Here is a 25,178-nt window from a genome sequence, read left to right as displayed (position 1 = left end):
ATCACCTCAGAGGAGCCCCCTGGCGGTCAGCCAGTAGGTCTCGTTGTACGCCAGTTTCGCCAGGTGGATCGGACGGGACTCGTCCCGCATCACCGGCGACCGTTCGTAGTCGAACTCGATGAACGTCGCCTCGTTCATGCCCGCCTCGATGAAGCAGACGGCCTTCCCGTCGAACGTCGCCGTCGGGAGCTGCCCGCGGACCTTGCTGGCGATGCGGTCGGCGACGACGTCGGCCTCGTAGTGGGCGACGGAACCGGCCTTGCTGGTCGGCACGTCGGCGGCGTCCCCCATCGCGAAGACGTCCTCGGCGTTGTCGGCTTCGAGGGTGTGTTTGTCGACCGCCACCCAGCCGTCGTCGCCGAGGCCGGAGTCCGCGATGAGTTCGTCGCCGGTGTGGGGCGGGATGGCCACGAGCAGGTCGTAGTCCACCGCCTCGCCCTCCATCGACCGGACGACCTTCTCGTCGGGGTCGACCTCCTCCGCGTTGAAGAAGGTCACCGTGTCGATGCCCCGCTCGGCGAAGCGCGGCTCCATCCAGTCGGAGACCGGCTGGAGGCCGTGCAGGCGCTGGATGGGGTAGGTGTAGGTGATGTCGACCTCGTCGCGGATGCCGCGCTCGCGGAACCACTCGTCGGCCATCATCACGAACTCGACGGGTGCGGCCGGACACATGTGCGGGACGCCGACGACGCTCAGCACGAGGTGGCCGCCGTCGAAGTCGGCCAGGGCGTCGCGGAGCGTCTCGGCCCCCTCCGCCCCGTAGAAGTGGTGGCCGCCCTCCACGAGGCCGGGAACCTCGTCGGGCACCAGTTTCGCGCCGGTGGCCAGCACGAGGTAGTCGTAGGACAGCGTGTCGCGGCCGTCCTGCAGTGCCAGGGTCTTGTCGTCGGTGTCGATGTCGACGACGCGGTTTATCTCCAGTTCGACCCGCCGGTCGACGAGGTCCGCGAGGGGCCGGACGGCCTCCTCGGCGGTCTTCTTGCCGAACGGGACGTACAGGTACGTCGGTTTGTACACGTGGTCGGGGGAGTCGTTGACCAGCGTCACCTCGACCTCGCCGGCCGCGACCTCGTGGTCGAGGTTCTCGACGAGCCGGTTGGCGAGGATGGTGCCGCCGGTTCCGCCCCCGACGACGACGATTCGGGTCATGGTCTCACACCTTCTCCACGTAGATGCTCCAGTAGTCGTCGCGCTCTACGGTGTCGACGAGTTCGTGACCGGCCTTCTCGACCCACTCGGGCACGTCGGTGACCGAGCCACGGTCGGAGGTCTGGAGTTCGAACACGGTGCCGGCGTCGGCCGTCTTGATCTTCCCGATGAGGTCCATCAGGGGGCCGGGGCAGCCGGAACCGCGTGCGTCTATCGTTACGTCGGCGTTGATCTGTTCGGTCATCGTTGTGTGTCTCGTTGTCTGGGTGGTGGTCGGTTGGCGATACGGTGGCCGGGCAGGCTCAGACGAAGACGACCTGCTTGTCCGCGGCCCTGTTCAGGAAGCCGGAGACCCCGAGTTCGCCGTCGAAGATGTCGACGTAGTCCTCGAGTTCGCGGCCCCACATCTCCATCGCCATCGTGCAGGCGTAGACGTTCATCGGGCCCATCTCCTTGGCGTCACGGAACTGGTCCGTGAAGAGGGGTATCTCCGTCTCCTCGCTCGTCAGCATGGCCTCCCCGAGCGCGCCGGTCTCGAAGTCCCGGGTCTCGACGACCTCGCGTTCGAACGGCCGAAGTCCGTTCATGGTCACGAACACGTCGACGGGGATGTCCGAGGCTGCGGCGATGGAGCCGATGATGCTGACGGCGGTTATCTTCTCGAATTCCTCCGTCGCGATGACGATCGCATAGCCGTTCATGGTGTCTTCACAGGTGATGATAGGCACGCCACGGATATAGTATTGTAGCTGGGTTCCAAGATTACGAGAACGATGACCGGTGGTAGCACGGTGTTTCGACGTGAGTATCCGGGTCCATATGGCACTATTACTGGCGTAACTGGTAACCTTGCGGGAACGTGACTGGCACAGTCTTGTACAAATCTGCGCACTACTGCGGGCTTCGCTCCCTGCCTCGCCGGGTCCCCGCCCAGTCCCAGGCGGCGACCAGTACAGCCAGGGCGACGCTGAGGCCGACCTGCATCGGCACGTCGACGGTGGACCGGAGACCGGCGACGTGGGCGTACCGGAGGAACCAGATGCCGACGAAGGCGTAGCCGAACGTGGCGTACCCCAGCGCGACGCGCCGGGCGACGTCGCTGGCCTCGCCGAGCGTGACCCAGACGCCGGCGGTGGCGGCGACGCCGGCGACCAGTCCGCCGAGGACCCCGAGTATCCCGCCGGGGACGTCGCCGCCGACGAGTTCGACGACGAGGGCACCGACGAGCAGGAACGTGGTCACTCCCGAACCGAGGGCCGTCAGCGAGCGTCGAGCGTCCATGCAGGACGGTACGTTCGCGTGCGTGAAAAAGCGGTCTCCGCCGGGTCCGGTCTGAACGGACCCCGTCGACGGCGGCGTTACTCGGGGCGCAGGCCGCCGTCCTGGACCCGCATCACGGCCTCGCCGTCGGCGAGGTTCGGTGCGTCGACGAGGCGGACGATGCGCTTGTCGCCCTTGGACTTGCGCAGGTACATCCGGAACGTCGACTTGTGGCCGAGGATGTTCCCACCGATGGGCTGGGTCGGGTCGCCGAAGAACGAGTCGGGGTTCGAGGCGACCTGGTTGGTCACGACGACGGCGCAGTTGAAGAGGTTCCCGACCTTGTCCAGGTCGTGCAGGTGCTTGTTGAGTTTCTGCTGCCGGTCGGCGAGTTCGCCACGACCGACGTACTCGGCGCGGAAGTGCGCGGTGAGCGAGTCGACACAGAGCAGGCGGACGGGCCACTCGCCGTCCTCGTGTTCGCCGGCGAGTTCCTGTGCCTTCTCGGCCAGGAGCATCTGGTGGTTCGAGTTGAAGCCCTTCGCGACGTGTATCTTGTCGAGGAAGGCGTCGACGAGGTCGTCCATCGTCTCCTCGTCGTCGGGCGAGCCCTCCATGTCGCGGTCCTCGAGGGTGGCCTCGATGGCCTCCTCCGGGAGTCCGCGGACCATGTCGTCGATGCGCTCGGGACGGAACGTGTCCTCGGAGTCGATGAAGATGACCGAGCCACGGAGGCCGCCGACCTCCTTCGGCAACTGGACGTTCACCGAGAGCTGGTGTGTGACCTGGGACTTGCCGGCCCCGAACTCGCCGTACACCTCGGTGATGGACTGGGTCTCGACGCCGCCGCCGAGCAACTCGTCGACCTCGTCGATCTGCCAGCTGAGCTTCCCGATCTGGTTGCGTCGTTCGAGGACGGCCGACCCGGTCTCGAAGCCGCCGATGTCGGCCTCCTCGCGGGCGGCCTGGACGATGTCGGCGGCGCTGGACTCGCCGACGTCGGCCGTGTTCGACAGTTCGGAGGGGGACGCCACCGCGATGCCCTGGAACGAGTCGAAGCCAGCGTCGCGGAGTTTGTCTGCCGTTGCCGGTCCTACACCGGGGAGTTTCTCGAGGTCTGCGTCTGCCATACCTGCTGGTGTGTCCCGTTGGATGATAAACCCCCGTAAACAGGGGAGTGAAAGTGAAAGTAGAGGCAGGCGTCGGGGTAGATTCGAATCGGTGGCGAGGGATCACACCGGAAGCCGCGACGCGCCGGTTCGGACCGGTCGAACGCGTCTCACCCTGGCCCGACCCGGGGGTCGACCAGCGCCAGCGCGAGGTCGCCACAGAACCGGACGGCCACGACGGCGGCCGCGAACAGGAACGCGAGCGTCCCGGCGAGCGTGAGGTCGCCCTGGACGGTCGCCTGGTAGAACAGGTACCCGAGTCCCGAGGCGTCGACGCCGGGGAGGTGCGGCGTCGTCAGTTCGACGACGGTCACGGCCCCGACGAGGTACGCGGCGTCGTCGCCGACCCCCCGCAGGTGCGCCAGTAGCGCGACGGGGGCCACGTGTCGCCAGAGGACGGTTCGACTGGAGAGCCCCTTCGCCCGGGCAGCGTCGACGTGGCCGTCTCGACGCGCCTCCCGGACCGCACCGGCGGTCGTCCGGACGCGGGTCGCGACGAGCGCGGACGCGACGGCCGCCGACGAGACGAACAGGGCGAGGACGCCGGACTCTGACGGTGCAGCGACGCCGAGTCCGGGCCAGAAGAGGGCGACAGCGACGACGGCCAGCCAGAAGTTCGGGACGCTCCGGCCGAACACCGCGAGGTCGTCGACGGCCCGGCCGAGACGACCGTCGAGGTAGCCCGCGGCGACGCCGACGGGGAGCGCGACGACGGTCACGAGGCAGAGTGCCCCGGCGACGAGCACGAGCGTCGGCAGGACGGCCTCGGCGACCAGGGGTCGCGCCGGTCCGTCCGAGAGTATCACCGACTGGCCGAGGTCGAACACGAACAGGTCGCCGACGGTGGCGAGGTAGCCGTCGCCGAGTCGGGTGGTACCCTCGATGTCTCGGCGGAGGGCGGCGACGACCTCCCGTGACGTCCCCGGTTCGGTCAGCGCCACGACGGGACCGAACGGGCCGAACCGGACGAGGGCGAAGATGGCACTCGCGACGGCGGTCAGGGAGATGGCAGCGACGGCGGTTCGGGCGGCGAGAAACTGTGTCCAGGTGACCGGGGGAGGGGACGGGCGACGCATCGTGCACCCGATTCATGTCCCTCGAACAAAAAGAGTGGGTCCGGACGCTACTCGTTTCTCTGGACGGCCCGTCGGCCTACTCCCAGGGGTGGCCCCCGGCGCGACTCGGCCACAGGGGGTACCAGTACTGCTTGTCGGACTCGACGTCGAGTTCGCCGTCGAGGTTCGTCTCCAGTTTGAACTCCACGCCGTCGTCGCGTTCCTGGCCGCCGCGGGGGGCGAACGGGTAGTACGCGCCCCGACGGAACGAGTAGATCCAGTAGGCCGACCGGCCGTCGTCGGCGAACCCGAAGACGGCCGCGAGGAGGCGCGACCCGTAGCCGCGTTCGATGAACGTGTCGGCCGCGAAGTGGAGGCTGGTCACGAGGTCCTCGAAGTCCTCGTCGTGGAGTACGACCCAGTGGTAGCCGTGGTCGTCCTCGTGCAGGTCGAAGGCCGTGCCGGTCTCCTCGGACCCAGCCTCGAGGATGGTCTCGACTTCCTGGACGGCGTCGGCGAAGTCTGTGCTGTCGACGCCGGAGAAACAGAGTGCGGCGTCGCCGGTCGGGTCGTAGCCGAGTTCGGCCGCCATCGTGATGTAGGCCGTGCTCATCCCGAACAGGTCGTCCGGGTCGGCGTCGCGGGTGGCGTCGGCCTCGGCCCGCACTCCGAGGACCTCACGGATCGAATCGAGCAGCCCCATACGCGGGTGAAGGACAGGGGGCGTCTTAGGAGTCCCTATTGTGGGCGTCCCAGAACGTCCGGGCACCGACGAACACGCCGAGCACGCCGACGAGTGCGACCAGCGGAGAGACGACGGTGTCGACGTGACCGAGCAGTCCCTCGTCCGCGAAGACCCGGACCCGGTACGTCTCGCCGTCGAGGCGGACGAAGTCGTGCTCGACGAGTGGGTCGACGGCCCCGCGGTCGGCGACGCGCCAGCGCGTCGCCTCGCCGTCCTCGACGGCCTCGACGAGCGCGTCCTGCGTCGGCCCGGGGAGGTCGGACGCGTCGGCGATGCGGTCCTCGGAGACGTCCGCGACGTCGGCCGGTTCGGCCCGCACGTCGACCGTCGTGTCGCCGGGATGGAGCCCGAGGTAGACGGGGTGTGCGGCGACGACCAGTCCGGCGACGAGCACGAGCGTCCCGACCCGTGCGCGGTCCATCGTTCTCACGCGGTCTCCATCTCGCGTTCGAGGCGCTGGAGCGCCTCGATACGTCGCTCGGTCGAGGGGTGCGTGCTGAACAGGCGGGTGAGGGCGCCCGCCGAGACGGGGATGATGAAGAACGCGTTCATCTCAGCCTGGTCGCGCATGTCCTCCGTCGGCACCGACTCCATCCGGCCCGATATCTTCATCAGCGCCGACGCGAGCGCCGACGGCTGACCGGTGATGGTTGCCGCGCCCCGGTCGGCGGCGAACTCCCGGTAGCGCGACAGCGCCCTGATGAGCAGGTACGAGAGTATCCACACGAGGAGCGAGACGCCGATGGCGACGAGGATGCCCCCGTTGTTCCGGTCCCGGCCGCCGCCGAACCAGAAGCCGAACCGGAAGATGAGGAAGGCGATGGTCGAGAGGAACGACGCCACCGTCATCACCATCACGTCGCGGTTCTTGACGTGTGAGAGTTCGTGGGCGATGACGCCCTCGAGTTCTTCCCGGTTCAGCGTGTTCATCAGCCCCGTCGTGACGCAGACCGCCGAGTGCTTCTGCGTGCGCCCGGTCGCGAACGCGTTGGGCACGCGAGAGTCCACGACGGCCACCTTCGGCACCGGCACGTCGGCCTGCTGGGAGAGCCGTCGGACCATCCCGTGGAGTTCGGGGTACTCCGACTCGTCGACCTCCCTCGCGCCCATGCTCCACAGGGTCAAACTGTCGCTGAAGTACCACTGCGCACCGGCGAAGAGCGCGAACACGAGGACGATGCTGGTCATCCCCCCGCCGAGATAGACCGTCAGGGCGGCGATGAAGACGAGGTACAACCCCGTCAGGAGCAGCATCGTCACGAACATACGGAACCTGAGGCCCCAGTCCGCCTTCCATTCCATATTCGCAGGGAGGGAGCGAGCGGTCTAAAGTTCGTCGCCACAGAACGCGGTGTTGCTTCGATACGTTCACGTCGCGCGTCGCGGTCACGCGAGGGCGCACGGGACGCCGGTCGAATCCCGAACTCGCGTCCGCCGCCAATCCTGCGCTTTATACGGCCGAACGGACTACACACCGCCAATGACCGACCAGCGTTCCTTCTGTCCCCGCTGTGGCGAGCCCATGTCGGCGGCCGCCGCCAGCGACCCGCTGGGCAAGTCCGACGTGGGCGTCTGCGACGACTGCTACTTCGAGCAGTTCGAACTCGTCGACGCGCCCGACACCATCGACGTCCGCGTGTGTGCGACCTGCGGTGCGGTCCACCGCGGGAACCGCTGGGTGGACGTCGGGGCCGACGACTACACCGACGTCGCCATCGACGAGGTCGCCGACGCGCTCGCGGTCCACGTCGACGCCGAGGACGTGTCGTGGCAGGTCGAACCCGAACAGGTCGACCAGAACACCATCCGGATGCACTGCCTGTTCACCGGCATCGTCCGCGGCCAGTACCGCGAGGCCGAGGTGACGGTCCCGGTCCGCATCGCGCGCCAGACCTGCACCCGGTGTGGCCGCATCGCGGGCGACTACTACGCCTCCATCGTGCAGATCCGGGCGGCCGACCGGACGCCGGACGCCGAGGAGATAGCGCGCGCGAAGGAGATATCGAACGCCGTCGTCGACCGGATGGAGGCGACGGGCGACCGGAACGCCTTCGTCACCGAGATGGGCGAGACGCCCGACGGCCTCGACGTGAAGGTGTCGACCAACAACATCGGCAAGCAGATCGCCGCGAAGGTGGTCGAGGAGTTCGGCGGCGCCTGGACCGACCACGAGACGCTCGTCACGGAGGACGAGGACGGCAACGAGGTCTACCGCGTCACCTACGCCGTCCGCCTGCCGCCGTACCGCCCCGGCGACGTCATCGACCTCGCCGACGACGAGGGCGGTCCGGTGCTGGTCAGCAGCGTCCAGGGGAACCTGAAGGGCGTACGCGTCACGACCGGCGAACGCTACGAGGCGAGTTACGAGGAGGGGGACGCGCCCGACGCGCGCAAACTCGGGACGGTCGAGGAAGGCGTCGAGACGTCGCTCGTCACCGTCGAGGACGACCACGCCGTGCAGGTGCTCGACCCGGAGACGTACCAGGCGAAGACCATCGCACGCCCGGACTACTTCGAACCGGAGGGCGACACGGTCACCGTCCTCAAGAGTCGCGCCGGCCTGCACGTCCTCCCGCCCGAGGAGGACGACGAGGACGACTGGTGGTGACGCGATGACCGGCGACGACGCGGACGGACCGACAGGTCCTCCCCCCGACCTCGGGACTGACCCCCTCGCCGCCGTCGTCGAGAAACCACGGACGGAGGTGGCCATCGCCAGCCTGCGCTCGGAGGGCGTCTACGACGACGAGCGCCGCGTCCAGTCGGTCGACGAGGAGACGGTCGCGCTCCCGGTGACGGCGGCCCCCACGGAGACGCGCGTCCGTCGGGTCGTCCGCCAGACCGACCCCGTCGCCCGCGCTCCCGACCTCGCGACCCTGCTCGAAGAGCGCGGCTGGGACGACGAGGCGGTGGCCAGCGCGCCGTCGTCGTGGGCCGTCGTCGGCTCCGTCGTCCTCGTCTCGCTGCCCGAACTCGACGCCGAGGCGGAACGCGACGTCGGCGAGGCGCTGCTTGACCTCCACGGCGAGGCGGACACCGTCTGCGCCCGCGAGGGGGTCGACGGCGAGTTCCGCGAACCGAGCGTGCGCGTCGTCGCCGGCCTCGGCGACACGGAGACGGTCCACGTCGAACACGGCACCCGGTACGGGCTGGACCTCTCGAGAGTCATGTTCTCGCCGGGCAACCAGGCCGAGCGCGTCCGCATGGGCTACGTCGCCGACCCCGACGAGCGCGTGCTGGACATGTTCGCCGGCATCGGCTACTTCGCGCTCCCGATGGCCCGGGCCGGCGCGCGGGTCACCGCCGTCGAGAAGAACCCGGAGGCGTTCCGCTACCTCGGCGAGAACGCCGCCATGAACGACGTGCTCGACCGGATGGAACTCGTCCTCGGCGACTGTCGCGACGTGGAGGCGACGGCGGACCGCGTGGTCATGGGCTACTACGACGCCGCCGAACCGGCAACCGACGGCGACCGGGACTACCTCGACGCCGCCCTCGACGCACTCGAACCCGGTGGCGTCGTCCACGTCCACGCGACCGAACCCGACACCGACCCGTGGACGCGGCCCGTCGCCCGACTCGAAACGGTGGCCGCCGGGCACGGCCGGGACGTGACGGTCCGCGACCGTCGACGGGTCAAGAGTCACAGCGAGGGCGTCGCTCACGTCGTCGTCGACGCACGCGTGGACTGATTCGTCCGGTCGACAGGACGAGACATCTGATGTGGTCGCTGGACGGGGCTGTTGCTGGCGCTCGGGTACGTCGTCCGTCGTGCGACGGACTGACGCGTTCGTGCCACCCGGACCGATGGGGTTTTTATCGATTGCACTCGGCACTCGGGTGTATGCCTTCGACACGCGACGAGGACCTGCACTGGGTCGTCGGTGAACTCCCTCGACTCCTGCTCGGCGTCGTTCTGATACTGTTCGTGGCCTGGTTCGTCGAGTCGGCGTTCGACCTGGTCTCGATGCTGTTCCATGGTCTGCTCGACCCGTTCTTCCACCGTCCGTACGACCCAGTCAGGTGGTTCCGCCGACTCGGCGACTGGTTCGCGTCGGTCGTCCGCTGGACCGGTCTGCTGGCGCTCGGCGGCTACGTCGTCCGCCGCGCGACGGCCTGACTCAGTCGCCCCTCGGCAGCACGCCGCCGTGATAGAGCAGGTGTGCACCCGCGGCGACGAACAGCGCCCCGAGCAGTCGCACCCGGGTCCTCGCGCCGTCGCGGGGGGCGAACTCGACGTCGAGGACGGTCCCGTACCCAGTCCGTGCCAGCGAGAGCAGTCGGTCGGGGGCGACGAGGTGTGCCACGCCGACGACGGTCAACAGCGCACCGACCGGGCGGGCGAGACGCGGCCACGAGGTGCGGTCTTCCATACCTGCGGGTTCGTCCATCGCGGCCATATACGGCACGGTCCGGCGTCGAGTCGGAACCAGCCGAGAGGTTGAAGCCCCCGGAGTCAGAATCCAGGGGTATGTTCGGACTCTCGCGTCAGCAGGTCGTCGCGCTCGTGTTCGTCGCGCTGATGGTACTCTCCTCGGTCGTCGGCGTCATCAGCGCGTTCTGAGGCGACGGCGGCGCCCGGCCGCCGGTCGCTCGCATCGCCGATGTCCTCCTCACCCGTCGGTGTCCCACACGTCGGCCATCGGCGACCGCGACCGGCGGCGCCGCCGGTTCCGGCCACCGGTCGTCCCGCCCTGGTCGCCACCGGTCGACCCGGCGTCTCCACCGCTTGCGCCGCCGTCGCCGTCGGCGTTGCCCGACGCCGTTCTCCCACCGGCGTGCCGCGACCGACCGCCGGTCACGTCGTCGACCCCCGAGAGCGCTGCCCCCGGGTCGAACGCGGGGAGGTCCGGCCTCGACAGGCGGTCGACCTGATCGCGGAACCACGGCGGCGTGTCGCTCCGCGCCCGGTCGAACAGGTCCACGAGGCTCGAATCCGCGAGGTAGGTGTGGCCGTGGTCGTCGGGCGACCGGACGACCCGGCCGCAGGCCTGGACGACCGTCCGGAGCGCCGCCCGGTAGTACCACGCCCACTGGCCCTGTTCGAGGCGGTGGGCGACCCGCGAGTCGCCCGTGTTCAGGAACGGGGCCTTGCAGAGCACCTGCCAGCGACAGAGGTCGCCCTTCAGGTCGAGCGCCTCCTCCATCTTCACCGAGAGGAACACCTCGGGGTCGTCGCAGGCCTTCCAGCTGTCGAGTTCGGCGTCGCGGTCATCCCGGGAGTGCACCCGGATTCGCGGGCCGACGCCGAAGTCCCGCAGGAGGTCGGCGAGGCGTTCCTGGATGCCGTAGGAGTGGCAGTGGATCAGCCCCTTCTCGTCCGGGTGTCGTTGCATCACCCGGGTCACCACGCGGGCGACCTTCGGGAGCGTCTCGTCGCGGTGCTCGTAGGTCATCTTCCCCTGCGTCACGTCGTAGAGCGGGCGGTGCTCGACGGGGAAGGTGTGCTCGACGTCCACCAGCGCCGTGCGCGAGGGGTCCAGACCCACCTGCCGGCAGAAGGCGTCCTTGTTCAGGATGGTCGCCGACAGCAGGGCGAACCTGTTCCCCCGGTCCCAGACGGTGTGCTGGAGGTACTTCTCGGGGTTCATCGGCTTGATGGTGAACGGGCCGCCCTCGTCGCCGTCGCCGTCGCCGTCGCCCGGTTCCTGGTCGACGAGCCACTCGGTCGCGCTGTCGGGGTCGCGGTAGTCCTCGACGAACCAGTCGAGTTCGGCGATTCGCTCTTGCAGTTTGTCCCGGACGTGTACCTCCTCCGGCGTGAGTTCGGGTTTCCCCAGCAGGTCGTCCTTCCGGCGCCCGAGCGTCCCGACCACGTTCTCGGCGTACCTGACCGCACGCTCGACGGAGTCGAGTTCGGGCACCCTGAGGTCGTCCCAGTTCGGGACGGTCCGGGGGTTCACCTCGATGGTCGCGTACATCTCCGCCCACTCCGCCAGGCCGTGGGCCTCGTCGACGACGACCACGTCGCGCGTCCGGAACACCTCCGACCCGGCGGTCTGCATGAAGTACGCCAGCGTCATCGCCGCGATGTTCCGGTTCGAGGCGATGGCCCGGTCGGAGAAGTACGGACAGCGGTGCTGGACCGAGCAGTCGTACCCCGCCTCCCGGACGCAGGGGGCGCGGTTGACCGGCGTGTTCCGTTCGCCCGGCAGGATGCAGTCGTAGTTCGACTTCCCCCGGATGACGTTCAGGTCGTCGAGCAGCGAGTCCGCCGCGACGTCGTCCAGTTGGGACACCTGCGGCGTCGTGTAGTACGCCCCCGTCGCCTCGCTGGGGGCCGCCTCGTCCGCGTCCTTCGCACAGCCGGCGATGGCGCGGGCGAGGAGCGACTTCCCGCTGCCGGTCGGTGCCCTGACGAGGACGACGTCGTTCCCGGCCTCGAACGCCGCCCGGACGTCTGACAGCGCCTGCTCCTGGGCACCGCGGTAGGAGGGCGCGGGGAACTCGGCGAGGATGCGAGACGGGTCCACTGTCGAGACGGTGTGTTCGGGCCGTCGTAAAGTCTCCGGATACGGATAGTACGGTCCGGGTGCTGGTCGGGCATCGTCGACGGTGACGGACGGTCCCGACCCAACCGAACGTCTTTCTCACGTGGAACCGAAGCCCGGGCCATGGATTCCATCGAGGCCGCGGACTACCACGAACTGGCGTCCGTCTCGGAGCCACGGGTCGCCCCCGGCGGGGAGCGCGTCGCGTTCGTCAGGCGGACGCCCGACGACGACGAGTCCTACGACGCGACGGTGTACGTCGCGCCGGTCGGCGGCGGCGAAGCCCGCCGGTTCACGGCCCGCGACGGCGTCGACGCCGCACCGCGCTGGTCCCCGTCGGGCGACCGCCTCGCGTTCACCAGCACGCGCGGCGGTGACGACGACCGGAGCCAGCTGTGGGTCGTGCCGACCGACGGCGGCGAGGCGAGACAGGTCACCTCGGTCGCCGGGGACGTCGGCGACCCGGTCTGGAGCCCCGACGGCGAGCGTGTCGCGTTCGTCCAGCAGGTGTCGCCCGACGACCGCGAGGCGGGGCGGGACCTGGACGTCGACCCGTCGTACGAACCGACCGACCCGGACCCTCGCGTCGTCGACCGGACGGTGTACCGGGCCGCCGAGCGCTACCACGACGGTCGCCGGGCGCACGTCTACGTCGTCGACCTGGGGGACGACGGCGACGACGACGCGCTCACCGGACTCACGGACGGCGACGTGGACCACTTCTGTCCCTCGTGGGTCGACGCGCAGACGCTGTACTACGGCCGTCGCGTCGGCAACGAGGCGACCGACGACGCGGACGACGCCCTGCAGGTCGAGCTGGTGGCGCACGACCTGGCGGGCGACGACCGGTCGGTGCTGACGACGGACGAGGGATGGGGCGGCCTGCTCCGGGCGACCAGCGACGGCCGGGTGGCGTACTTCCACACGCCGCGGGACCGGGTGACCCTCCAGCAGACGGAGGTGCGCGTCTTCGACCCGGCGACGGGAGAGACGCGGACGCCGACGGCCGGCCTCGACCGGACGATGGCCTACGAACCGGTGCTGGAGTGGGGTGCCGACGAGGAACTGCTGTACGTCGCGACCCCCGACGGTGGGTCGGTCGTCCTCCGGCGACTCCCCTGGGACGCCGACGAATCCGCCGACGAGTCGACCGTCGTCGCCGGCCGGGGGATGCACCTCACCGCGGCCGACGTGGGGCGAGACGTGGTCGCCTACGTCGCCAGCGAGTGGGACCACCCCGGCGACGTGTTCCTCTCGACGCCCGGCGGCGGCGAGGGGACGCGCCTGACCCGTAGCAACTCCGCGTTCCTGGAGGGGCGGGCCGTCAGCCAACCGGAGGAGGTCCGGTTCGAGGGCCCCGACGGCGACGAGATACAGGGCTGGTTGCTCACGCCGCCGGACTTCGACGCGAACGACACCTACCCGCTGGTCGTGAACGTCCACGGCGGCCCCCACGTCATGTGGTCGCCGTCGGGGACGATGTGGCACGAGTTCCAGTCGCTGGCGACGGCGGGGTACGTCGTCTTCTTCTGCAACCCGCGCGGTTCGTCGGGCTACGGCGAGTCGTTCATGCGGGCCATCGAGGGGGACTGGGGCGCGGTCACCGGTGCGGACGTACTCGCCGGCGTGGACCACGCCACGTCTCGTGCGTTCGTCGACGGGACGAACGTCTTCCTCACCGGCGGGTCCTTCGGCGGGTTCCTGACGGCGTGGCTGTCCGCCCGAAGCGACCGGTTCCGGGCGACCGTCGCCCAGCGAGGCGTCTACGACCTGCTCGGGTTCTACGGTTCGACCGACGTCGCCTACCACCTCGTCGAGGGCGACTTCGGGACGGACCCGTGGGACGACCCCACCACCCTCTGGGAGCAGTCGCCTATCGCCCACGCCGACGCCATCGACGCGCCGACGCTCGTCCTGCACGCCGAGAACGACTTCCGGGTGCCCGTCGACGGCGCTGAGTTCCTCTTCAGGGCGTTGCGAAAGACCGGGACGCCGACCCGACTCGTCCGGTACCCCGACGAGGGCCACGAACTCTCGCGGTCGGGCGAACCGGGCCACGTCGTCGACCGACTCGAACGCATCCGACGCTGGTTCGACGGGTACAGCGACCACCACGACGTCCCACCGGCGCTGGAGCGCGAGCGCGACGCCGGCCTGTCGGCGGGCGACGAGGACGACGGATAGCCTGTCACCCGTTCGCACACCACCCCAAAACCTTCTCCGGTCACTCGTCTGCTCCACCTATGGACAGTCGAATCGAGTCGGTCCTCGCCGACGCCTTCCCCGGTCGGACCGTCGCCGACGTGTCGCCGGCGGGCATCTCGTGGAACCCGGTCAACGAGTCGGCGAAGGTCGACTTCGACGACGGCGAGACCGTCTACCTGAAGGTGGCCCTCGACGGCGACGCGTCGCGGCTCGGCGTCGAACCACCCGTCGTCGACTACGTCGACGCGAACTGTGCGGTCCGCGCCCCGACCGTCGTGGCGAGCGAGACCGACGCCGAGGCCCCCTACGTCGCGACCGCACCGATGGCCGGCGAGTGTCTCGTCGGGCCGTGGGGCGACGCCGACGCCGACGAACGGGCAACGATGGCCCGCCGGGTCGGCGCGACCCTGGCCGAACTCCACGACCTGCGCTTCGACCGGCACGGACACGTCGTCGGTGGCGGTGCCGACGGCCTCGAACTCGACGCCGCGCCGTGGACCGACGTCCTCCTCGACAAGATTGCGAGGATGCGCGCTCGTGCCCCATCCGAGCGCTTCGACGGCTACTTCGACGACGTCGCCGCGGCCGTCCGCGCGAACCGCGACCTGCTGGACGACGCCCCCGCCGCGTTGGTCCACGGCGACCCGGCCATGCCGAACACGTTCTACGGCGAGGACCGGTTCGGCTTCGTCGACTGGGAGATCGCCCACGTCGGCGACCCGGTCCGGGACGTCCACCGCGCCAGGGACCAGCAACTCGACTCGCTCCGCGAACCGGGCGACGAGCGTCTCGTCGCCGCGTTCTACGACGGCTACCGGGAGCGGGCGGGCGGTCTCCCCGACGGGTACGACGAGCGCACCCCGGTCTACGACGCCGTCCGGTTCCTCGGTACCGTCGGCTTCTTCGAGCAGACGGCCGAGTACGTCGACGACCCCCGCGAGGAGTTCGCGACGTGGGTCCAGTCCGAGATGGAGCGCCGCCTCGACGCGCTCTGACTACTGTGCAAACTGGTCGCCAACTGGGGACCGTTTCGTCCGGAGTTTGACCGACGACACCCCGCCTGTGTCGTGCGATTCGGACACGAAACGAGGGGGTTCGACGTCGACGACCGAGGTCCCAACGCCCCGTCGCTATAGCCGGCAGAACCACGGGGGAGCGCTCCCCTGGTGGGTTTCGTCCGGACCGGTTCGACGGTCGACCGCGACGCATTCCCGGGGTTTCGACGGGAAACGTGGGGGTTCGCGCCGAGGTAACTCTACAGCGGTACGGACCGCTCCGTATCCCACCCACGGTCGGTTTCGTTCGGAGATGTCTGACGCCCGCCGTCGACGCAGTCCGGCGGATTCCAGACGAAAGGAAGGGGTTCGAACCGGAGACGACCCCGCCGGGCAGCTCCGGAGGGGTATAGACCACTCTCGACCGCTCTGACGGTCGGTTTCGTTCGGAGATGTCTGACGCACCGACCCGTCGCAGTCTGCCGGCTTCGAGATGAAATCGAGGGGTTCAGTCGACGATGATGTCGTCGTCGCCGACGTTCACCGTCGTCGAACCGGTCTGCATCTCGCGCTGGTACCGGTCTATCCACGTCGCGAAACAATCGGGACAGAGCCGGTGGGCGTCTATCTGCGTGCGGTCGACCGCCAACTGGACGGTGCGCGAGAGCGCGTCGGTGACGGGGTCGCCGCACTCGTCACACGGATCGTCGGTCATGCAAAGGTCCTCGTACTCGGCGGTTAAAGGCGTTCAGGTCCCTACGTCGTTCGGAACGCCCGGTCGCCGGCGTCGCCGAGGCCCGGAACGATGAAGCCGTTCTCGTCGAGGTGGTCGTCGATGGCCACCGTCAGCAGGTCCGCGTCCGGGACCGTCTCGCCGACGCGGAGCAGTCCCTCCGGCGCGCTGACCGCCGACAGCACGATGAGGTGCTCCGGGTCGGGTGCCTGCTCGGTCACGTGTTCCAGCACCGCACACATCGTCGACCCCGTCGCGAGCATCGGGTCGGCGACGATGACGGTGTCCTCCTCGTGAATCTCCGGGAGTTTCACGTAGTCGATGGTGATGGGGAACTGGCCGTCCTCGTCGCGGCCCGCCTCCTCGTCACGCGAGGCCGAGATGACGCCCTGCCGGGCGCGCGGGAACGCCTTCAGCAGGCCCTCCACGAACGGCGTCGCGGCGCGCAGGACGTTGATGATGACCACGTCGTCCAGTCCCTTGACGCGCTCGCCCATCATCTTCTCCAGGGGCGTCTCTATCTCGACGTACTGGGTCTCCATCCGCCCGTCGATTATCTCGTACCCGCAGATGCGCCCCAGTTTCACGAGGCCCTTCCGGAAGGCGACCTGCTCGGTCTCGATGCTGCGGAGTTTCGTCAGCGTGTCCTTCGCCAGCGCGTGTGTGACGAGGTAGGCGTCGCCACGGTCTTCGATGGTCATACGAGTAGAGCCGATTCCTGGGCAATAGAAAGTACCGGTCCCTCGCGGCCGTGAGTCGTGCGTTCGGGGCCGAACGCGTCCAGTACCACTTTACCCCCGGGGGTCGTGAGTCGACGCCATGGCCGAGGTTTCCGTCTCCCGCCGACTCGACGCGTCGCGTCCGACCGTGGCGCGACACCTCGACGCCCGGTCGATAATCGAGATGGAGGGGACCTTCGACGTGCAGGACGTGCGCGAGGCCGACGACGGCTGGCTGGTCGAGGCGTCGGCCCCGGGGATGCGCGCTGCGTTCGAGGTTCGACCGTTCGTGGACGGCGACGTGGAGGGCTACGTCTACGAGCAGGTCGGCGACCGTGGGCCGTTCGAGTCGATGCACACGCGACTCGCGCTCGAACAGGCGGCCGACGGGACGACCGTGACGGCGACGTCGACGGTCGACCTGGGACTCCCCCTCCGGTCTGTGACCGACCGGGTCGCCGGGTGGAAGCGCCGGGGGGAACTCCGTCGGGTACTCGACCGACTCGCCGAGGCGGTGGGGTGAGCGCGACGCGCCGAACCGGGGTCTGTGCGCACGCGTCGCACGACCGCCCCGGGCTTTAGGGCTGCGTCCGACGACCTCCACGTATGAGTGTCGTTACCACGATAAAGGAGATGCTGGCGGCGTCGACCCAGTCGACCAGCAGGGGGACGTCGACGGAACAGTCGTCGGGGGCGTACTGGTGTAACGACTGTAGCGAACGACTGCTCGACACGGCGGTCGAGGGCGACGAAGCGCCCACGTGTCCGGAGTGCGGCGAGGAGATGCACTTCGAGCGCTCGCCCGGCACGACAGGCTGTGCCTGCTGAGGGGGCTATCGCGTCGCGAGGTGCGTTATCACCATCAGGAGAGCCGTGAACACGACGAACCTGCCGAGGGTGAACTCCGTCACCCCGACGAACTCGGACCCCCAGAGGATGAGGGCCGCGAAGACCGCCGAGAGGACGAGGTTCATCACGAAGAGCACCCGTGGGTCACCCTGCGAAGCCATGTGCCGACCCGACACGCCCCGGTGACTTAGTTCCAGCGCGGCGGGGATGGCTTTACACGGGTGTACGTGCTACTCTAGACGATGCGTCTCAGGAACAGGCGCGGCACTCCAGTCGACCCCGTCCCCTTCTTCGTGGTCTGCGCGAGCGCCGTCTTCGTGTTCTTCTCGTTCGGACCAGTGTACCTGGTGACGCTGAACGTCCCCCTCGACGCCGCCATCTGCCTCTGTGCCGTCGTGTGGACCGGATTCGTCGTCGCGTCTTACCACCGACTCGTGTGGGACAGCAACCCCGAGCATCGCGCCGTGGTGCCACCCGCCCGGCGGATTCAGCGCCTGTTCTACGCGGTCCTCACGGGGATGGCACTGCTGGCGTTGCTCTCGCTCCCCCTGGTCCTGGGGTGAACCGCACGACCAGAGCCGGACGTTTAAGACCCGTCACGCCCAGTGAGCACGTATGACACTGGTAGACCGCATCGCGACGTTCCGGGAGTGGGTGACGGAGGTGCTCCACGGCCTCTATCACGGCATGTTCGAGCATCCGGCGTTCGAGAAGATAGAGCACGAGGCCGAGGACCAGGAGGACGTGTTCTTCTTCGCCTGCTTCGCCGACGCCTTCGGCATCCCCAGTCCGGTGTCGTACTACACGGCGGAGTTGCTCCCCTACCTCGCAGAGGAGTTCGAGGCGTGGGAACGACGGATGTGGGACCGTGGGACCCTGCTCGAACGGAAGGGCGAACAGTACCACTTCCACTGACGATGCACAAGTTCGTCTTCTTCGGTGGGAAGGGTGGCGTCGGCAAGACGACCGTCTCCTGCGCCTACGGGCTGAAGTGTGCGAACGGTGGCCTCGACACGCTCGTCGTCTCGACGGACCCGGCCCACAGCACGTCGGACGTGTTCGACCAGCAGTTCGACGACGACCCGGCACCGGTCGAGGGCATCGACCACCTCTGGGCGATGGAACTCGACCCGGAGGAGGAGGTCGAAGACCACCTGCTCGAGACCAAGCGCGCGATGAGCGACCAGGTGAGTCCGGCCATCGTCAACGACATCGACCGGCAGATAGAGCTGGCCCACAAGACGCCCGGGGCGTACGAGGCCGCGCTGTTCGACCGATTCATCGACGTGATGCGCGACAGCGACCGGTTCGACAGGGTCGTCTTCGACACCTCGCCGACCGGCGGGACGCTACGCCTGCTCTCGCTCCCGTCGTTCCTGGAGGACTGGATCGACCGCCTCATCGAGAAGCGCATGAAGAGCATCGACCTGTACGAGAAGGCCGCCATCGGCGAGAAGGAGGCCCGCCGGAAGGCCGAGAGCGACCCCATCATCGCCCGCCTCTCCGAGCGCAAGGAGATGTTCGAGTTCGCCGGACGGGTGTTGCGCGACGACGCGCGGTTCTACCTCGTCCTGAACCCGGACGAACTGTCCATCCGCGAGACCGACCGGGCGCTCGCCCAGCTGACGGACTACGGTCTGACCGTGGCTGGACTCGTCGTCAACAGGGTGACGCCGATGCCGGACGAGGACGAGGAGGGGACCGGGGCGCGCTACCTCAGGGACCGCTGTGCGACCGAGCGCGAGCGCATCGCTGAGGTCGAGGAACGGTTCGACGAACCCATCGTCGCCCGCATCGAGTCCCGCGTCTCCGAGGTGAAAGGCGACCTGCTCGCGACGGTGGCCGACGAACTCGACATCGAGGTCGAGTCCGCGACGGTCGGCGGGTCGTCCTGAGGCCGGTCGGTCCGAACCGAATCTCGAAAGTGGGACATCCATCAAAGTTGGCACCCGTTTCTGTCCCTATTCGAGAATTAGTTTTAAACAGTAGTTACTCCATGTATTCGGCCGTGGTAGGTTATCATGGTACAAGCAATTTGGCTGGTCGTCACAGTACTGGTCACGTTCAGCATCGGCTACCTGGGGTACAGCAAGTACCTCTCACGGTTCGTCGGACTGGACGATAGCCGGGAGACGCCAGCACACAAGTACGAGGACGGGCAGGAATACGTTCCATCCAAGAAGCCGGTCCTCCTGGGGCATCACTATTCGAGTATCGCGGGCGGGGCACCCATCGTCGGACCGATCACGGCGGCGGTCTGGTGGGGTTGGGTGCCGGCGTTCCTCTGGATCGCCATCGGCAACCCGCTGTTCGGCGCGGTGCACGACTTCATGTCGCTGAGCACCAGCGTCCGACACGAGGGCAAGTCCATCGGGTACATCATCGGCGAGTACGTGGGCGAACGGGGCAAGGACATGATCCTGTGGTTCGCGTTCCTCACCATCGTCCTCGTCGTCGCGGTGTTCGCACTGGTCGTCGCGCTGGTGTTCACCGCGTATCCGCAGTCGGCGACGGCGAGCATGATATACATCCTGCTCGCGCTGGTGTTCGGGGTGTACCTGTACCAGCTCGACCTTCCGTTCGTGCTGGGGGCCATCGTGTTCATCGCGGCCGTCTTCGCGGGCGTGTTCGTCGGGGTGGAGTTCCCCATCGCACTGACGCCCGGTGCCGGCGGGTTCGCCCCGTACCCGGAGGGGACCATCGTCCTGTTCGGCGGGTCGTTCCTGCCGCCGGTACTCGGGAGCACGAACATCGCAGCGTGGATTCCGGTCGTCATCGCGTACGGGTTCGTCGCGAGCGTCCTGCCGGTCTGGGTGCTGCTCCAGCCGCGGGACTTCCTCACGTCGAACCTGCTGTACGTCGGGGTCGGCGGCACGCTGCTGGCGGTCATCGTGGGCACCTTCACCGGCGCCGGCGAGACCCTGACCATCCAGCTGCCCGCGTACAAGGGCTTCATGGGTGACCCAGAACTCGCTGCGGCACCCCTGTTCCCGCTCCTGTTCGTCACCATCGCGTGCGGGACCATCAGTGGGTTCCACTCGCTGGTCTCGTCCGGGACGACGGCGAAGCAACTCGACAAGGAGTCCGACGCCCGGACCATCGGCTACGGCGGCATGCTCGGCGAGGGCCTGCTCGCGGCGGTCGCGCTCGTGACCGTCGCGGTCTACGCCAACATCCCGACCGGCAGCGGTATCGGTCTCGCACTGCCGAACTTCGCAACCGGCGGCGGCATCATCCTGAACGCCGCGTTCGGCATCGGCGAGACCCTCGCCGCCGCGTTCATGGGACTGGTGCTCGTGAGCTTCCTGCTGACCAGCACCGACACGGCCGTCCGCCTCGGGCGGTACATGATGGAGGAACTCATCGGGACGCCCGAGACGTCGCTCCAGGGGTACGCCGCGAACAAGTACGCCACGGCTGCGATACAGTGCATCCCGGCGTACGTCCTCGTCGCGAGTGGCCGGTGGGCCGACCTCTGGCCGCTGTTCGGCGGTGCGAACCAGACGCTCGCGGCGCTCGCGTTGCTCATCGCAACCATCTGGCTCGCTAACTGGGACGAGAGCAAGCAACTGATCAGCACCGGCGCACCGATGGCCATCATGTTCACGGTGACGACGACGGCGCTGCTCTACCTCGCCTTCTGGCAGAACCTCTACCAGAAGTTCGTCCAGGGCAACTGGGGTCCGGATGTCACCGAACCGACTATCGTCATGCAGGTCGCCGCGGCGGTGCAGATCGCCATCGCGCTCGTCCTGGTGTACCTCGCGCTGTCCGTACTCCGGATGGGGTACGAGAACATCAGGGAGGCACGGGGAACCGGCGCGGTCGCCGCGGACGGCGGGGAGGTGGAATCGGACGACTAGACCCGCTGCGGTCCGTCAACCGATGAGTCGACGGACTCGGTCGACGATTCCGGTCCGTTCCGGTTCGACCGACTCCCACAACTGAAACGCGCGGTGGACGTCCACCGCCTCGCTGGCGACGAGACGTTCTTTTTCGGGTGCGACGACGACGAGATTGACCTCGTAGTGGCCGTTGTAGCCGTACCGGAGGAGCGTCCGGTCGCGGAACCCGGAGACGAACGACGCCACGTCGTCGGGGATGTTCGGGACGACGCGGACGAACGTGAACGTCGTCTCGAAGTGCTCCTCGTCGAGCGTGATCCACTCGTCGGCGAGGTCGTGGCCGAGGTCGACGAGTGCCTCCAGGTCGTCCCGGGTGACCTCGTCGGCCCGCTCGACGAACAGGTGTTCGACCGACTCGTGGTACCCGTACCGCAGCGCCGCGACGAAGAACTGCTTCTGGTTCTTGACGAGCATGCGCCCGTACATCGGGAACGTCCGCCCGTCCACCTGGTAGTCCTTCTCCAGGTCGTAGTTGAACATCAACCGGTCGGAGACCCGGTCGAGGTACTCGTCCTCCCAGTCCGGCACGTTCGCCGCCTCGGTCTCCGTCTCACTCATCGTCGGGGTGGTACTCGTGTGCGTCTTCGACCGCCGGTGCACCGACGGCGAGCAGGCTGACCGGGCCGTCGGCGTCCGCCGGGTTGTACGCCCGGTGGGGACTGCCCGGTTCGGCGACGAAGGCGTGGTCGCTCTCGACGACGTACTCCTCCGTCGGCGTCTCGACGTGGAGCGCGCCGTCGAGCACGTAGAAGACCTCCTCCTGCTCGTCGTGGTAGTGATAGACGAACGGGACCTGTTCGCCGGGAGCGACCTCGTAGCGGTTGATGGCGACGTTCGAGAGGTCGGCCGCGTCGCCCAGACTTCGCTGGTCCGACGGCCGGTCGGGCGTGACCGGAACGGCGTCGACCTCGATGTGATGGTACTCCATACCCGTCGAGAGGGAACCGACCGACATGAATCCATTGTCGCGTGATGGCACGCATCAAAACGCTTTGGTATTCGGAGTCCGTACGGGGTGATACTATGGGTACGAACGACGACGTCGAGGCGTGCGGTCGCTGTTCCATGAGTTCGGTCGTCGAGACCGCAGGCGGCGACCACGGCACGAACCCGTTCGACGGCGACCGCATCGAGCTGTCGGACTCCGAACTCCGGACCGTAAACGGCCACGTCGTCGCCCTCGGGCGCCTGAAGGACCGGTTGAACCGGTGGGCCCGACGGCTGACGTACGGGCGATGAGTGGCGCAACAGGTTTAGCCACCGCACTGCTACCGTAGGGCCAATAGCAAATGGAAGAGAGCATCTCCGGGTTCAAGGTGCGCGGAACCTGGCCCGAAGTCGTCGAACACGGCGAGCGCATCACCAGAGCGTTGCGCGACCTCGACGCGAACACCGGGACGTACGCCGACGCGTTCGAGGAGTGGAACGAGTGGCGACCGAAGGTCACCGAGGACATCGACCAGGACGTCAGCGAGAAGACCGCCGAACAGGCGAGCGTCGCCGAGGGAGAGGGCGAGAAGGCCGGCAAGCAGCCCAACGAGGACGTCCAGACCGCCGGCGAGAAACTGTCCCAGTCCTACGAGTCCCTCGAGGAGGGCGACACCGACTCGGCCGTCGACAAGTGGAGCGAGTCGATCAACTACGTCGCCCGTGCCGCCGACTCCGCCGGCCGGAAGGCCCTCAGGAAGGTCGAGGACACCGTCTACCAGCGCGTGATGACCCAGCTCGCGCCGTACTACTTCGACAACGAACTCGTCAGCGCGAACCTCCAGCAGACCGGCGGCGACGAGGAAGCGTTCATCTTCGAGGTGAACCTCAACGACGAGGACATCAAGTCCGAGGTGGCCGACCGCCTCTACGAGTACGAGGACACCGTCGACCGCTGGCACGTCGACGTCGAGAAGGAGACCGCCCACGTCGAGGCCGCCGAGGGCGTCGAACCCCCGCAGTCCGAAGAGCGCTCGAACCCCTCGACGAACTGAACGGACGGTGCCCGGGGCGGTCACGTGGACGCGGACTGACCAGACCGTCTCGACGCCCGGGCGGGAGACTGGCGAACCGAGCGCGCACCGAGACAAAACCCCCATGACGACGCGGCCCCTAGCCGGCCCCGAGAAGCATGGACGCGGCGACGGTGCGCGAACGCGCGAGCGACCTCCCGACCGAGCCCGGCGTCTACCAGTTCCTCGACGGGAACACGACGCTCTACGTCGGGAAGGCGGTCGACCTGCGCTCCAGGGTGCGGTCGTACGCCGACCCGCGGTCGGCCCGGATCGCGGGGATGGTCGAGCGCGCCGACGGCCTGGACGTCGCGGTCACGGACACGGAGACCCAGGCGCTGTTGCTGGAGGCGAACCTCATCAAGCGCCACCAGCCGCGGTACAACGTTCGGCTGAAGGACGACAAGTCGTACCCGCTGGTCCAGTTGACCGAACACGAGTTCCCCCGCATCGAGGTGACGCGGGACCCGGGCGAGGCGGCGACGGTGTTCGGCCCGTTCACGAACGTGGGCGTCGTCGAGACGGTGGTGAAGGCGCTCCGGGAGACGTTCGGCGTCCGGGGGTGTTCGGACTACAAGTTCGCGGGCCGGGACCGGCCCTGCCTCGACTACGAGATGGGCCTGTGCACCGCGCCGTGTACGGGCGAGATCGGTGAGGCGGACTACCTCGCCGACGTCGAGTCCGTGACGCGGTTCTTCGCGGGCGAGACGGGCGTCCTCGCGGACCCGTTGCGAACCGAGATGGACCGGGCGGCGGCGGCCCAGGAGTACGAGCGCGCGGCGAACCTCAGGGACCGCCTGGCGGTCGTGGAGTCGTTCCACGGGAGCGGCGGCGAGGCGGTCAGCGGGCGCGACGACCCGGAACGGTCGGTCGACGTGCTGGGCGTTGCGCTCCGTGGCGGCGACGCGACGGTCGCCCGGTTGCACGCCGAGGGCGGGCAACTGGTCGAGCGCGACCGGCATCCGGTCGCGGCGCCGACGTCCGGAGACGGCGACGCCACCGACGACGCGGACGCGATTCCGGCCGTGCTTGCGGCGTTTCTCGTCCAGTACTACGCGGAACGGTCGCTCCCGGACGCCATCCTCTTGCCCGAACACCACGGCGACGACGAGGTCGCGGCGTGGCTGGACGCGGCCGACGTCGCCGTCCGGGTGCCGGGGACCGGCCGGGAGGCGAAACTGGTCGAACTGGCGCTGAAGAACGCGCGCCGGAACGTCGGCCGACGCGACGAGTCGGCGGCGCTGGCGGACGAACTCGGCCTCTCGTCGGTCGAGCGCATCGAGGGGTTCGACGTGAGCCACGCGCAGGGCCGTGCGGTCGTCGGCTCGAACGTCTGCTTCGTCGACGGGGCGGCGTCGACCGCCGACTACCGCCGGAAGAAACTGACCGAGACGAACGACGACTACGCGAACATGCGCGAACTGGTCCGCTGGCGGGCCGACCGCGCGCTCGCGGGACGCGACGACCGACCGGACCCCGACCTGCTCGTCGTCGACGGCGGCGAGGGCCAGCTCTCGGCGGCGCGTGACGCACTCGACGAGACGGGGTGGGACGTGCCGGCCATCGCGCTGGCGAAGGCGGAGGAACTGGTCGTCACGCCCGACCGGACCGTCGACTGGGACGACGACGCGCCACAGCTACACCTCCTCCAGCGCGTCCGAGACGAGGCCCACCGCTTCGCGGTGCAGTACCACCAGACGGTCCGGGACGACGTCTCGACGGTGCTCGACGACGTGCCGGGCGTCGGCCCGGAGACCCGGTCGCGACTGCTCCGACGGTTCGGGAGCGTCGAGAACGTCCGCGAGGCCAGCGTCGAGGAGTTGCAGTCCGTCGAGGGCGTCGGCGAGAAGACGGCCACGTCGGTCCGGAACCGACTCGGCGGTCGCTGACGGACACGACGGTG

At 68.5% G+C, this 25,178-nt stretch carries 30 protein-coding genes; 14 read left to right on the top strand and 16 right to left on the bottom strand.

What is annotated here, in order from left to right; all coding sequences use genetic code 11:
- Positions 1 to 6 precede the first annotated feature (6 nt).
- The 9 genes from ACSC1W_RS14445 to htpX all read right to left on the bottom strand — a co-directional run bounded on the left by ACSC1W_RS14445 (position 7) and on the right by htpX (position 6,680).
- Entirely contained in the window at positions 7 to 1,149 is a 1,143-nt protein-coding gene (locus ACSC1W_RS14445) for an NAD(P)/FAD-dependent oxidoreductase (protein ID WP_435348238.1), read from the bottom strand.
- A gap of 4 nt (positions 1,150 to 1,153) precedes the next feature.
- Positions 1,154 to 1,393: a sulfurtransferase TusA family protein gene (locus ACSC1W_RS14440; RefSeq protein WP_435348237.1), complete on the bottom strand. Its 240-nt coding sequence runs from the start codon at positions 1,391 to 1,393 to the stop codon at positions 1,154 to 1,156.
- Between the two features lie 58 nt (positions 1,394 to 1,451).
- Complete coding sequence (locus ACSC1W_RS14435) at positions 1,452 to 1,850, bottom strand: hypothetical protein (RefSeq protein ID WP_435348236.1); 399 nt, start codon at positions 1,848 to 1,850, stop codon at positions 1,452 to 1,454.
- 190 nt (positions 1,851 to 2,040) lie between these two features.
- A complete protein-coding gene (locus ACSC1W_RS14430; protein WP_435348235.1) occupies positions 2,041 to 2,430 on the bottom strand; it encodes a DUF8147 domain-containing protein in 390 nt (129 codons plus the stop codon).
- A 77-nt stretch (positions 2,431 to 2,507) separates the two neighbouring features.
- Positions 2,508 to 3,539 (bottom strand): DNA repair and recombination protein RadA, encoded by a 1,032-nt coding sequence (radA, locus tag ACSC1W_RS14425; RefSeq protein WP_435348234.1) that lies wholly within the window; start codon positions 3,537 to 3,539, stop codon positions 2,508 to 2,510.
- A gap of 149 nt (positions 3,540 to 3,688) precedes the next feature.
- The gene (locus ACSC1W_RS14420) at positions 3,689 to 4,654 is read right to left on the bottom strand and encodes an ABC transporter permease subunit (RefSeq protein WP_435348233.1); all 966 of its coding nucleotides are present in this window, start codon (positions 4,652 to 4,654) and stop codon (positions 3,689 to 3,691) included.
- Positions 4,655 to 4,730: 76 nt separating this feature from the next.
- Positions 4,731 to 5,336 carry a PspA-associated protein PspAB gene (gene pspAB, locus ACSC1W_RS14415; protein WP_435348232.1) on the bottom strand — a complete coding sequence of 202 codons (606 nt, stop codon included), beginning with the start codon at positions 5,334 to 5,336 and terminating at the stop codon, positions 4,731 to 4,733.
- A gap of 25 nt (positions 5,337 to 5,361) precedes the next feature.
- Positions 5,362 to 5,799: a hypothetical protein gene (locus ACSC1W_RS14410; RefSeq protein ID WP_435348231.1), complete on the bottom strand. Its 438-nt coding sequence runs from the start codon at positions 5,797 to 5,799 to the stop codon at positions 5,362 to 5,364.
- Between the two features lie 5 nt (positions 5,800 to 5,804).
- Positions 5,805 to 6,680 carry a zinc metalloprotease HtpX gene (gene htpX, locus ACSC1W_RS14405; protein ID WP_435348230.1) on the bottom strand — a complete coding sequence of 292 codons (876 nt, stop codon included), beginning with the start codon at positions 6,678 to 6,680 and terminating at the stop codon, positions 5,805 to 5,807.
- A gap of 178 nt (positions 6,681 to 6,858) precedes the next feature.
- On the opposite strand from htpX, the gene ACSC1W_RS14400 reads away from it, so the two are divergent.
- The 3 genes from ACSC1W_RS14400 to ACSC1W_RS14390 all read left to right on the top strand — a co-directional run bounded on the left by ACSC1W_RS14400 (position 6,859) and on the right by ACSC1W_RS14390 (position 9,498).
- Positions 6,859 to 7,986 carry a 60S ribosomal export protein NMD3 gene (locus ACSC1W_RS14400; RefSeq protein ID WP_435348229.1) on the top strand — a complete coding sequence of 376 codons (1,128 nt, stop codon included), beginning with the start codon at positions 6,859 to 6,861 and terminating at the stop codon, positions 7,984 to 7,986.
- Between the two features lie 4 nt (positions 7,987 to 7,990).
- Positions 7,991 to 9,070 carry a class I SAM-dependent methyltransferase gene (locus tag ACSC1W_RS14395; protein WP_435348228.1) on the top strand — a complete coding sequence of 360 codons (1,080 nt, stop codon included), beginning with the start codon at positions 7,991 to 7,993 and terminating at the stop codon, positions 9,068 to 9,070.
- A gap of 152 nt (positions 9,071 to 9,222) precedes the next feature.
- A complete protein-coding gene (locus tag ACSC1W_RS14390) occupies positions 9,223 to 9,498 on the top strand; it encodes a hypothetical protein (protein ID WP_435348227.1) in 276 nt (91 codons plus the stop codon).
- 1 nt (position 9,499) lies between these two features.
- On the opposite strand, the gene ACSC1W_RS14385 is transcribed toward ACSC1W_RS14390, so the two are convergent.
- Entirely contained in the window at positions 9,500 to 9,751 is a 252-nt protein-coding gene (locus ACSC1W_RS14385) for a hypothetical protein (RefSeq protein ID WP_435348226.1), read from the bottom strand.
- 240 nt (positions 9,752 to 9,991) lie between these two features.
- A complete protein-coding gene (locus ACSC1W_RS14380) occupies positions 9,992 to 11,851 on the bottom strand; it encodes a helicase C-terminal domain-containing protein (protein WP_435348225.1) in 1,860 nt (619 codons plus the stop codon).
- A 141-nt stretch (positions 11,852 to 11,992) separates the two neighbouring features.
- On the opposite strand from ACSC1W_RS14380, the gene ACSC1W_RS14375 reads away from it, so the two are divergent.
- Both ACSC1W_RS14375 and ACSC1W_RS14370 read left to right on the top strand, forming a co-directional pair.
- Positions 11,993 to 14,053, top strand: coding sequence for a S9 family peptidase (locus ACSC1W_RS14375; RefSeq protein ID WP_435348224.1), 2,061 nt, complete (start codon positions 11,993 to 11,995; stop codon positions 14,051 to 14,053).
- Between the two features lie 59 nt (positions 14,054 to 14,112).
- The gene (locus ACSC1W_RS14370; RefSeq protein ID WP_435348223.1) at positions 14,113 to 15,069 is read left to right on the top strand and encodes a phosphotransferase family protein; all 957 of its coding nucleotides are present in this window, start codon (positions 14,113 to 14,115) and stop codon (positions 15,067 to 15,069) included.
- Between the two features lie 508 nt (positions 15,070 to 15,577).
- Here the strand turns inward: ACSC1W_RS14370 and ACSC1W_RS14365 are convergent.
- Both ACSC1W_RS14365 and upp read right to left on the bottom strand, forming a co-directional pair.
- Entirely contained in the window at positions 15,578 to 15,784 is a 207-nt protein-coding gene (locus tag ACSC1W_RS14365) for a DUF7569 family protein (RefSeq protein WP_435348222.1), read from the bottom strand.
- Positions 15,785 to 15,825: 41 nt separating this feature from the next.
- Positions 15,826 to 16,503 (bottom strand): uracil phosphoribosyltransferase, encoded by a 678-nt coding sequence (gene upp, locus ACSC1W_RS14360; protein WP_435348221.1) that lies wholly within the window; start codon positions 16,501 to 16,503, stop codon positions 15,826 to 15,828.
- A 118-nt stretch (positions 16,504 to 16,621) separates the two neighbouring features.
- Between upp and ACSC1W_RS14355 the strand changes: the two genes are divergently transcribed.
- Together ACSC1W_RS14355 and ACSC1W_RS14350 are read left to right on the top strand one after the other, a co-directional pair.
- Entirely contained in the window at positions 16,622 to 17,044 is a 423-nt protein-coding gene (locus ACSC1W_RS14355; RefSeq protein WP_435348220.1) for an SRPBCC family protein, read from the top strand.
- 83 nt (positions 17,045 to 17,127) lie between these two features.
- The gene (locus tag ACSC1W_RS14350; protein WP_435348219.1) at positions 17,128 to 17,349 is read left to right on the top strand and encodes a hypothetical protein; all 222 of its coding nucleotides are present in this window, start codon (positions 17,128 to 17,130) and stop codon (positions 17,347 to 17,349) included.
- A 5-nt stretch (positions 17,350 to 17,354) separates the two neighbouring features.
- Here the strand turns inward: ACSC1W_RS14350 and ACSC1W_RS14345 are convergent, their stop codons facing one another.
- Positions 17,355 to 17,546, bottom strand: coding sequence for a DUF8107 family protein (locus ACSC1W_RS14345; protein ID WP_492764724.1), 192 nt, complete (start codon positions 17,544 to 17,546; stop codon positions 17,355 to 17,357).
- A 66-nt stretch (positions 17,547 to 17,612) separates the two neighbouring features.
- Between ACSC1W_RS14345 and ACSC1W_RS14340 the strand changes: the two genes are divergently transcribed.
- The 4 genes from ACSC1W_RS14340 (at position 17,613) to ACSC1W_RS14325 (ending at position 21,233) form a co-directional block, all read left to right on the top strand.
- Positions 17,613 to 17,933 carry a hypothetical protein gene (locus ACSC1W_RS14340; protein ID WP_435348217.1) on the top strand — a complete coding sequence of 107 codons (321 nt, stop codon included), beginning with the start codon at positions 17,613 to 17,615 and terminating at the stop codon, positions 17,931 to 17,933.
- A 52-nt stretch (positions 17,934 to 17,985) separates the two neighbouring features.
- A complete protein-coding gene (locus tag ACSC1W_RS14335) occupies positions 17,986 to 18,285 on the top strand; it encodes a DUF7990 family protein (protein WP_435348216.1) in 300 nt (99 codons plus the stop codon).
- 2 nt (positions 18,286 to 18,287) lie between these two features.
- Positions 18,288 to 19,265, top strand: a complete 978-nt coding sequence (locus ACSC1W_RS14330; protein ID WP_435348215.1) for an ArsA family ATPase — start codon at positions 18,288 to 18,290, stop codon at positions 19,263 to 19,265.
- 126 nt (positions 19,266 to 19,391) lie between these two features.
- On the top strand, positions 19,392 to 21,233 hold the full coding sequence (locus tag ACSC1W_RS14325) for a carbon starvation CstA family protein (RefSeq protein WP_435348214.1): 1,842 nt from the start codon (positions 19,392 to 19,394) through the stop codon (positions 21,231 to 21,233).
- 15 nt (positions 21,234 to 21,248) lie between these two features.
- Here the strand turns inward: ACSC1W_RS14325 and ACSC1W_RS14320 are convergent, their stop codons facing one another.
- Positions 21,249 to 21,833, bottom strand: coding sequence for a DUF8052 family protein (locus ACSC1W_RS14320; protein ID WP_435348213.1), 585 nt, complete (start codon positions 21,831 to 21,833; stop codon positions 21,249 to 21,251).
- Positions 21,826 to 22,203 carry a cupin domain-containing protein gene (locus tag ACSC1W_RS14315; protein WP_435348357.1) on the bottom strand — a complete coding sequence of 126 codons (378 nt, stop codon included), beginning with the start codon at positions 22,201 to 22,203 and terminating at the stop codon, positions 21,826 to 21,828. Before ACSC1W_RS14315 ends, ACSC1W_RS14320 begins: the two co-directional genes overlap by 8 nt.
- A gap of 95 nt (positions 22,204 to 22,298) precedes the next feature.
- Between ACSC1W_RS14315 and ACSC1W_RS14310 the strand changes: the two genes are divergently transcribed.
- From ACSC1W_RS14310 to ACSC1W_RS14300, 3 genes are all read left to right on the top strand, one after another.
- Positions 22,299 to 22,514 (top strand): DUF8007 family protein, encoded by a 216-nt coding sequence (locus tag ACSC1W_RS14310; protein ID WP_435348212.1) that lies wholly within the window; start codon positions 22,299 to 22,301, stop codon positions 22,512 to 22,514.
- A 50-nt stretch (positions 22,515 to 22,564) separates the two neighbouring features.
- Positions 22,565 to 23,257, top strand: coding sequence for a DUF5828 family protein (locus ACSC1W_RS14305; RefSeq protein ID WP_435348211.1), 693 nt, complete (start codon positions 22,565 to 22,567; stop codon positions 23,255 to 23,257).
- A 137-nt stretch (positions 23,258 to 23,394) separates the two neighbouring features.
- Positions 23,395 to 25,164 carry an excinuclease ABC subunit C gene (locus tag ACSC1W_RS14300; RefSeq protein ID WP_435348210.1) on the top strand — a complete coding sequence of 590 codons (1,770 nt, stop codon included), beginning with the start codon at positions 23,395 to 23,397 and terminating at the stop codon, positions 25,162 to 25,164.
- The last annotated feature ends 14 nt before the right edge of the window (positions 25,165 to 25,178 follow it).

The organism is Haloarchaeobius marinus (assembly GCF_051207415.1).
Lineage (GTDB): Archaea > Halobacteriota > Halobacteria > Halobacteriales > Natrialbaceae > Haloarchaeobius.
Note: the sequence above shows the minus strand (reverse complement) of the source record. Positions and strands in the feature narration are given on the sequence as shown.